The sequence below is a fragment of the Ferroacidibacillus organovorans genome (assembly GCF_001642725.1).
Classification (GTDB): domain Bacteria; phylum Bacillota; class Bacilli; order Alicyclobacillales; family SLC66; genus Ferroacidibacillus; species Ferroacidibacillus organovorans.
In genome coordinates this window covers 1-13,327 of sequence record NZ_LSUQ01000029.1, presented here as the reverse complement: position 1 = coordinate 13,327, position 13,327 = coordinate 1, and the positions used below count along the sequence as shown (strand labels likewise).

Annotated in this window: 9 protein-coding genes, 1 tRNA gene and 1 pseudogene; 9 read left to right on the top strand and 2 right to left on the bottom strand. The window is 50.6% G+C overall.

The annotated features are described in order from the left end of the window. Nucleotides 1-17: 17 nt before the first annotated feature. From AYW79_RS09850 to AYW79_RS09840, 3 genes and pseudogenes are all read left to right on the top strand, one after another. Nucleotides 18-746 (top strand): annotated as a pseudogene (locus tag AYW79_RS09850) (ABC transporter ATP-binding protein); the annotation flags it as partial. Nucleotides 747-871: 125 nt separating this feature from the next. Continuing rightward, on the top strand, nucleotides 872-1,543 hold the full coding sequence (locus tag AYW79_RS09845; RefSeq protein WP_067565034.1) for an ABC transporter permease: 672 nt from the start codon (nucleotides 872-874) through the stop codon (nucleotides 1,541-1,543). Then, nucleotides 1,540-2,469, top strand: a complete 930-nt coding sequence (locus AYW79_RS09840) for an ABC transporter substrate-binding protein (protein ID WP_067565032.1) — start codon at nucleotides 1,540-1,542, stop codon at nucleotides 2,467-2,469. Before AYW79_RS09845 ends, AYW79_RS09840 begins: the two co-directional genes overlap by 4 nt. Nucleotides 2,470-2,494: 25 nt before the next feature. Here AYW79_RS09840 and AYW79_RS09835 read toward each other — a convergent pair whose 3' ends face one another. Continuing rightward, nucleotides 2,495-4,648: a GAF domain-containing protein gene (locus tag AYW79_RS09835; protein ID WP_067565030.1), complete on the bottom strand. Its 2,154-nt coding sequence runs from the start codon at nucleotides 4,646-4,648 to the stop codon at nucleotides 2,495-2,497. 68 nt (nucleotides 4,649-4,716) lie between these two features. Between AYW79_RS09835 and AYW79_RS09830 the strand changes: the two genes are divergently transcribed. The 5 genes from AYW79_RS09830 to AYW79_RS09810 all read left to right on the top strand — a co-directional run bounded on the left by AYW79_RS09830 (nucleotide 4,717) and on the right by AYW79_RS09810 (nucleotide 11,717). Next, nucleotides 4,717-6,396, top strand: coding sequence for a thiamine pyrophosphate-binding protein (locus AYW79_RS09830; RefSeq protein ID WP_067565028.1), 1,680 nt, complete (start codon nucleotides 4,717-4,719; stop codon nucleotides 6,394-6,396). Nucleotides 6,397-6,578: 182 nt separating this feature from the next. Continuing rightward, a complete protein-coding gene (locus AYW79_RS09825) occupies nucleotides 6,579-7,418 on the top strand; it encodes an ABC transporter permease (RefSeq protein WP_067565026.1) in 840 nt (279 codons plus the stop codon). Then, on the top strand, nucleotides 7,384-9,333 hold the full coding sequence (gene modA, locus AYW79_RS09820) for a molybdate ABC transporter substrate-binding protein (RefSeq protein WP_067565024.1): 1,950 nt from the start codon (nucleotides 7,384-7,386) through the stop codon (nucleotides 9,331-9,333). The genes AYW79_RS09825 and modA overlap by 35 nt, the downstream gene beginning before the upstream one ends. A gap of 331 nt (nucleotides 9,334-9,664) precedes the next feature. After that, the gene (locus tag AYW79_RS09815) at nucleotides 9,665-11,119 is read left to right on the top strand and encodes a CoA-acylating methylmalonate-semialdehyde dehydrogenase (protein ID WP_418251489.1); all 1,455 of its coding nucleotides are present in this window, start codon (nucleotides 9,665-9,667) and stop codon (nucleotides 11,117-11,119) included. A 22-nt stretch (nucleotides 11,120-11,141) separates the two neighbouring features. After that, nucleotides 11,142-11,717, top strand: coding sequence for a class I SAM-dependent methyltransferase (locus tag AYW79_RS09810; protein ID WP_067565020.1), 576 nt, complete (start codon nucleotides 11,142-11,144; stop codon nucleotides 11,715-11,717). A gap of 17 nt (nucleotides 11,718-11,734) precedes the next feature. Here AYW79_RS09810 and AYW79_RS09805 read toward each other — a convergent pair whose 3' ends face one another. Next, nucleotides 11,735-13,021, bottom strand: coding sequence for a hypothetical protein (locus AYW79_RS09805; RefSeq protein ID WP_067565017.1), 1,287 nt, complete (start codon nucleotides 13,019-13,021; stop codon nucleotides 11,735-11,737). 171 nt (nucleotides 13,022-13,192) lie between these two features. Between AYW79_RS09805 and AYW79_RS09800 the strand changes: the two genes are divergently transcribed. Next, nucleotides 13,193-13,276: transfer RNA gene (locus AYW79_RS09800), tRNA-Tyr, on the top strand. Nucleotides 13,277-13,327 lie beyond the last annotated feature (51 nt).

The window sequence follows — 13,327 nt, the reverse complement described above, 5'->3', positions numbered from 1 at the left end:
AAGGGGTTGAACGGACGATTTTACGTTTTATCGATTTAACAAAATCCTACGCTGATCAGACGGTTGCCGTTGATCATCTCAATCTATCGATCGAGCGTGGAGAGTTTGTCGTGCTCATAGGTCCCTCGGGGTGTGGCAAATCGACCACGCTGCGCATGGTAAACCGTCTGGTTGAACCGACGTCTGGAACGATCGAGATTGACCAACGTGACGCTCGCTCCTATCCCCCTGTTGAACTTCGCAGGCGGTTAGGGTATGTGATTCAACAGATTGGATTGATGCCTCATTTGACGATCGCGGAGAATATTTCGTTTGTCTTGAAACTTCAAAGAATAGGCAAAGTGCAAAGGCGCGCGCGGGCGCGAGAATTGCTGAAACTCGCTGATCTCGACCCGGACACTTATCTTGACCGCTATCCCGTCGAGTTGAGTGGGGGGCAGCAACAGCGCGTCGGTGTTCTTCGCGCGTTGGCGCATAATCCAGAGATTATTCTAATGGATGAGCCGTTTGGGGCACTTGATCCGATTACGCGCGAACAACTTCAAGATGAGTTGAAACGTTTGCAGCGTAGCGTACAAAAGACGATTCTCTTTGTCACGCACGATATGGACGAAGCATTGCGCCTCGCCGATCGCATCGTTGTGATGAAGGGCGGGCACATCGTGCAGGTGGCTGCGCCTGACGAGATCCTACGCAATCCGGCGGATGAGTTTGTCGCGAATTTCATCGGTCGTCAAAGGATGTTGGGGCGGTTTCAAGAAATGGATTTGCGAAGCGTGAATGCCTGCGGGGCAGATAGCGAAATGGCGCGACAAGCTACTCCTGCAGAAAAAGTAACAGTGAATGTAGCGGGGGAGGCGGTGCGATCCTCATGCTGATTCAACATACGCTGCAGTATTTTGCGCAACACACAGGCCATATTCTCAGGGCGACGGAACAACAGATCGTCTTGGTGTTGATTCCAATCGGATTGGCGGTCTTGATCGCTGTTCCGATGACCATTCTTGCGACACGCGTGCGCAAGTTATACCCGTGGGTTATCGGGTTTAGCAACGCGGTGCAAACAATCCCCAGTCTCGCGCTGCTCGTTTTAATGATTACATTAGGGCTTGGAATCGGCGTTCTTCCATCGATCGTCGCACTGTTCGTCTACGCGCTTATGCCCATTGTTCGGAATACGTACGTAGGGATTGACGGTGTCGCTTCAGAATTAAAAGAAGCGGCGATTGGGATGGGCACAACGAAATGGCAACTACTCTGGTTTGTTGAACTTCCCTTGGCGCTTCGGGTCATTCTTACAGGAATTCGTTCTTCATTAGTATCTACCGTAGGATTTGCCACACTGGCCGCTTTGGTTGGCGGAGGAGGGCTTGGTTCGCTTATTTTGCAAGGGCTTAGCATGGCCAGCAACTCAATTGTCTTGGCGGGGACCATCCCGGCCGTTTTGATGGCATTTTTAGCTGAATTTCTGATGGCGCAATTGGAAAAATGGGTAACACCGCGCGGATTGCGCGTGCGAGTGGGAGGCGCGGGTGAGCGATGAGCAACAAGCGAAAAGGGTTGATTTTAAGTGCGAGTGGCGTCATGGCCGTCGCGCTCGCGGGATGCGGTGTACAGTCTGCGACAAGTAGCCTTGGGGCTGCCCCGAAGCAGATCACCATTGCGTCACAGGATTTTTCTGAGGCTGTGATTGATGACTACATTTTAAAGGATCTCATTGAAGTGAAGACGCATATTCATGTGACGATCAAACAAACCTCCGGCGCGTCGCAACTCATGCATTCGATGATGCAGCAGGGGGCGATTCAAATGTATGTCGGGTATGATGGGACTGAGTTTCAAGAGTCGCTGCATCAGTCTTACAGTGGGAAATTTGCGGGGCATCCAAAAGCGGTGACAAAATACGTAAAAACACAGGAGATGAAGCAGTTTGGTGTCTGGGTATCGCCATCCCTCGGGTATCAAGATACGTATGCGTTGGCCGTCAATCAATCCACGGCGCAAAAATACCATCTGACCACCGATTCTCAGGCGGCAAAGTATTTTGGGACATGGAATATGGCGACGGACACGACGTTTCCCTATCTACATCACACAGGTTTGAAAGGGTTTGAACGCACATACGGGGCCACATTCAAGAAAGTGACGCCGATGAGCTACAATTTGATTTATGAAGCATTGGCGCATCATGATGTACAGGCGATCATGGCCTACTCGACGGACGGTCGCCTCAAGAAGTTGCATGAGGTTCCGCTCGCAGACAATAAAAAATTCTTTCCGCCTTATCACGGGATTGTTCTGATTAAAAATTCGGTTCGCAAAGCGGATCATCTTACAAAGGTGCTCAAGCCTCTGTGGGGGACAATTTCTACGGCGGCGCAGACACAGATGAATTATGAGGTCGACGTCTTAAAAGAGAGTCCGAGCACGGTGGCACATCAGTTTCTCGTGAAAAAAGGGTTGATTTAGTCTCCATTCCGTCAAAAGGGATCCGCTAGATCTCTTTTGACGGTTTGACCAATGGAAGAAGAATGTCGACGACAGTGCCGTGATCCAGATCACTTTTTATGTCGAGCGCTCCACCGTGAAGCTCCATGATCTTAAAACAGGTCATGAGACCGAGTCCCGTTCCTTTTTCTTTTGTTGTATAGAAAGGTTCTCCAATTCGCTTGAGGCGATCTTTTGAGATACCGCTTCCGTTGTCTTTGATGCGAACGACAAAGTGGGTGTCATCGCTCGAAAAGAAGGTCGACAAGGTTACCTTGCCGCCAGATGGCAAGGCTTCGATTGCATTGTTGAGCAGATTGATAAGAACCTGTTTGATCTGGTTTTCGTCACAGAAGAGAAGTGGGACATCGCGGACCGCGTCGACATTCAATTCAATTTGCTGAAGCATGGTCTGCGCTTGAAAGAGCAGGATTACGTCGAAGAGAATCGCGTTAAGATCACTGTACGTTCGGTTGGGCTGCGCTGGTTTTGCGAGAAAAAGGAACTCCTTGGTAATGGTGTTGAGTCGCTCAAGTTCCCGGAGCATCACATCGCAATACATTGGGTTGGCTCCTTCCTCCTTAAGCAACTGGATGAAACCGCTCAAGGATGTCAATGGATTGCGAATTTCGTGAGCGACACCTGCCGCGAGTTGACCCACAAGCGCAAGCTTTTCTGAGCGATAAAGCACTTCTTCGATCCGGCGTTGTTCTGTCAAATCCTCGCCAATATAAATGATGCCCTGAAGTTGATCAGCCTGAGGGATCATCGGACAAAGGTATGTTTTATACACCAGTATGGATCCATCAGATTTTTTATACTCATCCGTGAAGATGCAAGGTTGATTCTTGTCGTACACATGGTGTTTGCGATTCATCATGTGTTCTATGATCTCTCGATTGGCGCCACAAAGTGCGCTCAACTCACTTCCTGTCTTGAATCGATAGTGCACGTTTTGTAGTTTAAAAAATTGAATAGCAATGTGATTGGCTTCAATCCATTTTCCGTTTTCATCGATGAGAACAATCGAGAGTGGCATCGCATTGACAAGACCGCGCAGTCTGGCTTCTTGAATTTCCAAGTAGGAAATGCTTGATTTGAGCTGAGAGTTCCGTTCGCGTAACTCTTCGGTTCGCGTCAATACAAGTCGTTCTAATTCATTCGAGTGGATGACATTGGAGAGTGTCACACCGGTTGTATCCGCCATGGATTGTAAGATCGCAATGTCATCGGTTCTGTAAGCTCTGCTCGCACCAATGCCTGGAATCGTCATGAGACCGACGACCGTATCCTTTTCTCTGAGTGGAAGCACAAGCAGACTTTGAATATCGAATTCCTTGCACAGTGTTGAATTGACGCGCTCGTCACGCGCCGTATCTGGAATAAAGACCCACGCGCGGGATTCTATGACCTCCCAAAAAATGGAGTGTCGCTCAATGTGATCGAATCCCGCGCGGTAGAGGGCGTTCAACTCCGTTGGCGTGACGCGCGCTTCTGGCGACACAAAGACCGCCGTCGTGCGCTGTGTCGCAACGTCAAGCAGGTGAATGCCAATCGCGTGCGCGTCGCATACTTGTTTTACATAGTCAGAACAAATTTTCGTCACTTCTTTAATCGATTTGCATTCAGACATGCGGTTGGAGAATTGATTCCGCAAATTTTGGGCTTTTAAAATTTCTATGTTTTGGATTGCGATACTGGCTACATTGATAAACGTTTCAGCGACAGACTGTTGCTCTTGTGTCAGCAGCATAGGCTTTCCGACATTGTGCGCAAAAACCATGCCGTAGATGTGTTGGTCGACAAGCAGAGGCAACCCTAAAATGGATTGAATGGATAGAGTTTCCTGTTTGACAGGATCAATCGTCGCTTCTTTTTTCACATTGGAGACAAACACCGGACGTTTTGTCTCTGCGATTTGCCGCGCAAACGGATCCTCACGCAAATCGATGGTTAATGTTTGAATAAAATCGCGATCGCCAGGAACATTCGTAACTTTTCCTCGAAACATCGATTCATTCTCCCGAATAAAGAAACCGACCAAATCTGCCGACGTGATTTCGCTGGCAATCGCATCGATCATCGCCTGCAAAATTTCAAGAACAGTTTGACTGGAATAAATCATACCAGTCAATTGTAGCAATTTTTGTGCTATGCTCATGGAAAGTTCCTCCAACAATCTAAGATTGCATACACGGCTGATTCAGTAGAATAGGAGCGTGTAAACGGATGAGAGCGATTGAGGTTGGATTGCGTGAAGTAGCGCAGTGCGGTGTAACGCACGCATTTGGAATCCCTGCGGGATCGATCAATGCGATCTATGATGCGCTGCTCGATATTCCTGAAATAAAATCGCTGATCGTCAAACACGAGGCAAGCGCTGGATACATCGCCGCGGCGTACTCAAGAGTTACGGGACGACCATCACTGGCCATCGGCTCAAGCGGTCCGGGAGCGACCAATCTGCTAACCGCGTGTGCGAATGCATTCACAGAAAAAACGCCTGTCCTCTTTATCACGGGAGCGGTTCCGACACCTATCCTTGGCAAAGGTGGGGCACAAGAACTCCTCGCTACGCCTTTGTTTAAGTCGATCACCAAATCATCCGTTGCAGTTCACAATCCCAGCGATGTGCCAGGTGCGCTTGTCCGCGCCTATGAAACGGCAGTTTCAGGAATTCCGGGCCCTGTTCACGTTGAACTCCCAATCAATGTGCAGATGGCTGAGATCCATTCTCATCCTATTGTCAAGAATACAAGTGAAAAAATACAAACGCAATTCAAGCTGAGTGAAGTCGAAGAAATCACACAAATCATTCAACAGTCCGGTCAGCGCGGCGCGATTCTTCTCGGTTATGGAGCAAAGTCAGCGAAACGTCTCGCGCTTGAACTCGCAGAGAGACTGCAGTGGATGGTCGCCACAACACCGCGAGGGAAGGGAGGATTTCCAGAAACGCATCCCTTGAGTCTTGGTGTCTATGGGTTGGCAGGTCACGAGCGTGCGATTATGTATTTACATAGCAAAGAATGGGATGTCTTACTTGTCATCGGTTCGAGTCTTGGGGAGAGTGGGACGTGCAATTGGGATGAACAACTCGTAAACGAGAAACGATTGATTCACATCGATTATGACGCGAAAGTGTTTGGGCGCGGATTCACGCCGTATCGAACGATCACAGGGCACATCGAACCCATACTTTCGCTGCTGATTGAAAAACTCGGTGCGCGGCCGCCTTTGACCACCACGTTCACGCAAGAAATTGCGGCGGCAGCGGAAGAGATGTCCCCCAGTTTCGATGAAGGGTCGCCAAAATCGACTGAGAATTCACTTAAAACGCGTGACATCATTCGCCGCATCGGTGCGTGCGCACCTGAGGGTACGAAGTTTTACGTGGATATTGGCGAACTGATGACCTATGCGATCCAAGAGTTGACGATGAGGCCTGGATTTGATTTTGATATCAACATTCATTTTGGAGGGATGGGATCAGGAATCACAAGTTCTATTGGCGCTAAGCTCGCGGAACCGGAGCGGCCCGTTGTATGCATCACGGGAGATGGATGCTTTTTTATGCACGGTATGGAAATTCTTACGGCAAAAGAGGCAAAGATCCCCCTTCTTTTTATTGTCGTGAACAACGCGCGTCTTGGCATGGTCTATCACGGGCACATGCTTCAATATCAGCGCTGCCCAAGTGAGTTTAGTCAGGAGCGGATCAATCTCACCGAGGTGGCGCGATCGCTCGGGATTGAAGCGTATCAAGTCAGCCGGATAAGCGATATAACGAAAGAACAGATGCTCCAGTGGACGCAAAGGGGGATGCCCGTCTTCATTGAAGTGGTCGTTGATGGTAACGAGATTCCACCGATGGGTGAGCGCGTTAAGTTTTTGCAAGGTGCAACGTATTAAAGGTGTGTCTCTGCAAGAAAAATGGCGATGTCAAAAAGAGAATTCAGGCATTCTTTTGCTCAACGGCTTTTTAACGGACCGTGGCATGGTGCGTGCTTTTTATTCCGTTTTTTTATTATATATGATAACTTATCTGATATAGGTGGAAGAGGGGAGAGTTCACAATCAACACAAGGGATCGCATGTTTCGTATTTTATGGAGCATTGTTATCGCAATCGGTTTAGCGTTTCTCTTTCTTCCGTTACTCGCCGTTTTTTTCTCAATGCCTATTGGCACACTTTTTCGCGAATTAAACACGGCAGCATCGTATCAGGCGCTCCAACTGAGTATAAAGACAAGTGTCAGTGCACTTATCGTCATTCTTTTACTCGGCACGCCAATCGCATACTGGCTCGCAAGAAGCAACTTTCGCGGACAGTCGCTTGTTCGCGCTGCGGTTCAAATGCCAATCGTCAGTCCACCAGCTGTTGCAGGTGTCGGCCTGCTTTTAGTCTTTGGTCAATCAGGACTCCTCGGGCACGCTTTTTCCCTGTTCGGGATTTCCCTCTCTTTTGACACGTCCGCCGTGATCATTGCCCAGATGTTCATCAGTGCGCCGTTTTACATCCACGCTGCGATGCAAGCGTTCGCGGCGGTGGACGGGCAACTCCTCACTGTTTCGCGCACACTTGGCGTATCGAGATGGTCGACTTTCTGGCGCGTCACCATTCCGCTTGCGGCGCCTGGGCTACTCTCTGGCGCGGCGCTCGCTTGGGGACGGGCGCTTGGGGAGTTTGGCGCTACGATGATGTTTGCTGGCAATTTGCCTGGCATTACGCAGACGCTGCCCCTCGCGATCTATACGGCGATGCAGTCGAACTTTAATGTGGCGGTTGCGATGTCCGCACTCCTTTTGCTCGTTTCCTTCATTTTACTTATCCTGGTGTATATGCTCGGGCGCACCACGCATGTGAATCGCACCGTCAAAAAGGGGGTGCGCAAGAAGCATGCTGTCCTTTCAACTTCGCAAATCACTTCGTGAGTTTACACTTGATGTCAAGCTCAATGTGCCAGCGCACACGTTAGCGCTTATCGGGCACTCTGGGTGTGGTAAAACGACACTGCTTCAACTCCTTGCGGGCCTTGTTCATGCCGATGACGGTTTTATCGAATTGGATGGAAAAACCCTGTTTGACGCAAAGCAAACGGTGATGTTGCCAACGGAGCGGCGCAACATCGGCATGGTGTTTCAAAACTATGCGCTTTTTCCACATCTGTCCGTCGGTGACAACATCGCGTACGGATTGCAGGGAGTCGCGCGTGCCGAAATCGCAGAACGTGTGCGTGATGTATTGCGGATGTTTCAGTTAGAGTCGCTCTCTGAAGCTAAGCCAAACACGTTGTCTGGAGGACAGCAACAACGCGTGGCGCTTGCGCGGGCGCTCGTCAAACGGCCGAAGTTGCTGCTGCTTGATGAACCCTTGTCCGCGCTGGATGTAGAAACACGCGGCCATGTGCGGGCAGAACTGCGTACGCAACTCGATCAGATCGGGATTCCCTGTATTGTGGTGACGCACGATTATGAAGACGCGCGCGTCCTCGGGCAAGAGATCGCTGTCATGGATCGCGGCATCATTTTACAGCGCGGAGAGCCAGAAGAGGTGCGCGAGCGTCCTGCGAATCGTTTTGTGGCGCAATTTGTCGGAACCAACTGGGTGGCAGATGATCAGGTGAGCGAAACGTGTGGAGAAGAGGAGACGCGCGTCCTCTCGTTTGATCCGTGGCACGCGGTGGTCACGCGGGGGCCCGTTTCAGCGGAGCGTCAGTGGCGTGGACGTATTCGCGATCGTGCGCTATATGGGCATGCGCTGCGTTTGTGGGTTGATGGAGATGTTCCGCTCATTGCAGATGTGTCATCGCACACACTTCGTGAAAGCTCGTTTGAGGTGGGCGAGGATGTCTGCATCAGCGTGGCGAGCGAGCACATACGCCAGTATGTCACTCGTGCGCAAAGTGCTGATGAAGAACGTCGAGATGCTTCTATTTTCGTTCGAGATGAACCATCGGAAAAGCAGACGCAAGTTGGAGAACTGTGGCGTCCAGCCTCGCGCATATGCTTTTTGAGATCGCCACTCACAGCGGCAGTAGCGCTGATTGCCGCAGTCGGTGTGGGAGCAAGCGTTACTACGTACTCTCACGCGCAGGGCGCAGGCGCAAATCAGGCGGGTCACTCGACGACACTTACGGCGTTTGTCGCGGCGAATGCAACCGACCCCTTTAACGCGATCATCCAGGCGTTTGAACAAAGGCATTCCGGTGTCTTCATTCAGGCGAGTTATACCGGGACACAAATCTTGCAAACACAGCTACAGCAAGGCGCGCCGGATGATCTTTTTCTCTCGGCCGATCTGAGTCATATTGCGCAGATTAAGAAAGAAGGGCTCGTGACCCAGTTTTATCCGGTTTCACACGATAAGGAAGTGATCGTTGTCCCTAAAGCTAACCCGGCGCATATCACATCTCTCGCAGATCTCGGACGTAAACCAGTCAATCTCATCATTGGGGTCACGAGTGTTCCGATCGGAAAGTACACAAGAGAGATCTTTCAAAAGGCGAATGCCGTGTATGGATCTGCATTTTCGACAGATGCGCTGGCACATGTCGTATCGGAAGAGGTAAACGTAAAACAGATTCTCGAGAAGGTGGCGCTCGGCGACGCAGGAGCGGGGATTGTATACCAGACGGACGTAACGCCTACGCTTCGTTCCAAAGTGACCGTGATCCCAATTCCGGCAACGCTCAACGTGATTGCGACGAATTATATCGCGGTTCCCGTACACGCGCCACACCCTGCGCTCGCGAACGCGCTTTTGCGCATGATGGTATCAGCAAAGGGGCAGGCCATCTTTCAGCAGTTCGGTTATCAGCCGCTGTCTACTGTGGGAGGAAACGGATGAACGTGCGAAGCGATTCACCCACAGGTCGTCGCGATATCAGCGAGTTTCGGGCATTGGCAGTATGGTAGAACTGCTGCTTTTCGCGGATACAATCCGAATGCTCTGATTGCGAGTGGCGCAGATCCGATTGGCGGCGGTCAGTCGTGGAATGACACCGTTGTGAGAATTTCAGCATCAGACAACACCTGATTTGAACGCAGCTACGCATGGCGTGTATTTGCCGTGGAGAATGTTGAATCTGTGAAGGTCATCGTGAGGGTACCACCATCTGTGTGATAGACTAGCGTTGTGGGGGTTACTGCTAGAAGCTGATTAAAGGGGGCACGTGAATTTGACTTGTGATGGAGAAACGCTTCAAAATTATAGTGGCGGAAAGTGGGTGCCGTCTCGCTCAAATGAGACGGAAGCCGTCGTGAATCCAGCAACTGGGGTAACGCTGGCGCACGTTCCGCTCTCTACGCTGGAAGACGTAAACGCGGCGGTCGCGGACGCCGCACACGCGTTTAAAACGTGGAGCCGCGTGCCTGCTCCTAAGCGTGCGCGCATCATGTTTTCCTTTCAGCAACTACTCGTCAAGCACTGGGATGAACTCGCCCAACTTGTCACGATGGAGAATGGAAAGAGTTTTAAAGAGGCGCATGGCGAAGTGTTACGTGGTATCGAATGTGTTGAGTTTGCAGCGGGTGCACCTACGCTTATGATGGGAAATCAATTGTCGAGTATCGCGACAGATATTGAATCAGGGATGTATCGCTATCCGATCGGAGTCGTCGGTGGCATCACACCGTTTAATTTTCCGATGATGGTGCCGTTTTGGATGTTCCCACTCGCGATCGCCTGCGGGAACACATTTGTGTTAAAGCCGTCGGAGCGTACGCCGCTTACCGCCAATCGCGTCGCTGAGTTGCTCTCCCAAGCGGGGCTCCCGGATGGTGTATTCAACATCGTGCACGGTGCGCGTGACGTCGTCAATGGAATGCTTTCCCATCCGGATATCACTGCCATCTCTTTTGTGGGGTCGCAGCCTGTCGCGGAATACGTTTACAAGACGGCGGCAGCGAATGGAAAGCGCGTTCAGGCGCTCGCTGGGGCGAAAAATCACACGATTGTTTTGCCGGATGCGGATCTTGATCTTGCGGTAAAAGAGATTGTTGGGGCCGCCTACGGGTCGGCGGGAGAGCGCTGTATGGCGTGCGCCGTCGTGGTTGCGGTGGGCGATGTTGCGGATGAGCTCGTTCAGCGGTTAAAAAATGCGGGCGATGAATTGATCATCGGGAATGGACTCGAAGAAAACGTTTTCCTCGGTCCGGTCATTCGACAGTCGCAAAAAGAGCGCGCCACTTCTTACATTGAACACGGTGAGCGGGAGGGTGCGATCGTCGTGCGCGATGGACGAAACGACCCAGTGTCTGAAGATGGGTATTTTCTTGGCGCGACGCTTCTTGATCACGTGAAGCCTGGGATGAAAGTTTGGACGGATGAAATTTTTGCACCGGTGTTATCGGTTGTTCGCGTTGAAACGTTTGATGAAGCGATTCAGATCGCGAACCAGTCCGATTTTGCTAATGGGGCATGCCTTTTTACGGACAGCGCGAGTGCGATTCGGAAATTTCGCGAAGAGATTGACGCGGGAATGCTTGGTATCAATCTCGGCGTACCTGCCCCCATGGCATTCTTCCCGTTTTCCGGCTGGAAGAAATCCTTTTATGGAGATCTTCACGCCAATGGCAAAGATGGCGTGGAGTTTTATACGCGCAGGAAAATGGTAACGGCGCGCCATTCATGACATCTTAAAAAGGGGATTTAAAATGGGACATCGCTTTGATCCGGCACACGTAGATCGCTTGTTGAGCGCTGAACGTATGAAGCTTTTACCTCCTGATGAAACGCTGCAACTTCTCGATGTGCGAGAAACGGATGACGTGGCAGATATCGGGTGTGGTCCTGGCTATTTTTCTCTTCCGTTGGCAGCAAAAACGAAGGGCTCAGTGTATTGCGTTGATCTCTCTTCCGTGATGCTTTCCTATGTGCAAAAGCGCGCTGCAGAGGCGAATTGCCAAAACGTTACTACGGTCGAGAGTCCAGCAGAAAGTATTGCGCTTCCTGATCACTCTGTTGATCGAATTTTATGTTCGTTTGTCCTTCACGAGGTGGATGACCTGTCACAATCGCTGAAAGAATTCATTCGAATTTTAAAACCGAGTGGCAAGATGTTGCTCATTGAGTGGGAAAAAAAGGAGAGCGAGTTTGGACCACCGATTCATCACCGTCTCTCCTCCGCATCGCTAGGCGCTGCTCTCACAGAGCTTAACGTTTCTCACCAGTTGCACCATTTGAATCCTGTTCACTATGGATTTCTTGTCGATTCGTCTGTCGTCGCTTAATTGAAGTTGGTTTTTTCTTATGCGGGTGGACGAACGCCGCCGCTCTGGAGCGTCTTGACGAACCCGGTGATTACTGAAAGAATTCCACCTATTTGTAACAAGCCTAAAATGATGCTTACAGGCTCGGATAATGCGCGCGGTTGGATCAGGATGAGCGAAAAGCTGATCAGAAAACCAGCCGCGTACATGATCGAGCCTCGTTTTGCATTGTCTTTTTGCACCATATCGTCTAAACGTGGAGCTGATTTTCGATCTGGCGCGTGGGAGTAACGGTACTCATAGCGTAAAAAGGGGATGATCTTGTGCATATACGCGAGTTGCAGAGGAAACAGTCCGCCAAGGATCATGAGATATGCGATAAGGGTCACAGAGATGTGAATCCAGCCGCTAAAAACCGCGAGTGCAAGCAGTGCGGAAAGGATGAGAAAGCTGGATGAGAGCAGCGCGGCGATAAGCGGAAATGCAATTCGTCGTCTTTTTCTCGCCTGCAAAATTCGCACACTGTCACGTACAAAGAGTGTGAGAGAGACAGCGTTTAGGGAAGCGCCGATCCACTGTAAGGCGCGTGAAAAAAGCGGGGAGATATGCAGGAGTGGAAGCAATCCTGCAACGAGGAGAAGGGTTAGGCTGATGAAATACAGACGCATAACGAAGTGAGGTATAACCCGGTACCCGTGACTAAGGGAAAACATAGGGATAAATTTGTAACTGATCACCATCACGAGGCTGATCCAGAATCCAAAAAAGCCAAGGGTTGCGTGTGTGACCAACCATGGGTTTGACCCTGCTACGCGATGAGTCGCAAGGAGTAGCCCGACGAACATGACGATGGGGAGCGAAATAAGCGGGAAAGCCATAAGTTTGTGAACGGCGGTTTGATTGCGCGCTCGGCGTAAATGTGCGAAAAGATATGTACCGTACACGATGGTTATCAGAAGTAAAAGGGATCCGCCCCACGCCACGATGTTCCACTGACTCTGAATAAAACCGAGAACCATGAGAAGCACGGAGATTGTGTGTGTGGGGAGATGCCAATAGAGAACGCGGCGACTGAGCGGGGGCGCTTGAAATGCAATCGGGATGAATTGCCATAATACACCACAGGCTGCGGTTAGCAGTGTGCCAAGAATGATGGCGTGAATGGCGGCCAGGAGAAGTGGATCACCCAGATTCCCAAGAAGTGCTTGGGGAAGCGCGATGCTAACCAGAAGCAGTGCTGGAATGCTCCAACTGAGTGAAGTGATCAGATAATACACAGTTGCCGATATGCTCTTTTTTTGAGTGACTGCCTGATTGACAGACATGATATCCCTCCGACTTCTGTGTCGCAAGGGAGTTTTAAACGCCATTCGATACAAGGATTCATGCGGCGCGTTGCGACAGGATGAGCATACCACAGACAGAAAAAAAGAGTGTGATCAACGGGTTTTCTTTTTCAACAAGTTGGTGTTATACTAGGAAAGCTGTGACGGCATGGAGGGGTACCAAAGTGGCCAACTGGGGCGGACTGTAAATCCGTTGCGCAAGCTTCGTAGGTTCGAATCCTACCCCCTCCACCATACATTTTGGGGAGTCGCCAAGTGGTAAGGCAACGGACTTTGACTCCGTCA

What these genes read in the sequence shown, in the direction of transcription:
- AYW79_RS09825 (WP_067565026.1), top strand. Translation starts at nt 6,579, where the DNA reads ATGTTTCGTATTTTATGGAGCATTGTTATCGCAATCGGTTTAGCGTTT.
- AYW79_RS09830 (WP_067565028.1), top strand. Translation starts at nt 4,717, where the DNA reads ATGAGAGCGATTGAGGTTGGATTGCGTGAAGTAGCGCAGTGCGGTGTA.
- AYW79_RS09805 (WP_067565017.1), bottom strand. Translation starts at nt 13,021, where the DNA reads ATGTCTGTCAATCAGGCAGTCACTCAAAAAAAGAGCATATCGGCAACT.
- modA (WP_067565024.1), top strand. Translation starts at nt 7,384, where the DNA reads ATGCTGTCCTTTCAACTTCGCAAATCACTTCGTGAGTTTACACTTGAT.
- AYW79_RS09835 (WP_067565030.1), bottom strand. Translation starts at nt 4,648, where the DNA reads ATGAGCATAGCACAAAAATTGCTACAATTGACTGGTATGATTTATTCC.
- AYW79_RS09845 (WP_067565034.1), top strand. Translation starts at nt 872, where the DNA reads ATGCTGATTCAACATACGCTGCAGTATTTTGCGCAACACACAGGCCAT.
- AYW79_RS09810 (WP_067565020.1), top strand. Translation starts at nt 11,142, where the DNA reads ATGGGACATCGCTTTGATCCGGCACACGTAGATCGCTTGTTGAGCGCT.
- AYW79_RS09840 (WP_067565032.1), top strand. Translation starts at nt 1,540, where the DNA reads ATGAGCAACAAGCGAAAAGGGTTGATTTTAAGTGCGAGTGGCGTCATG.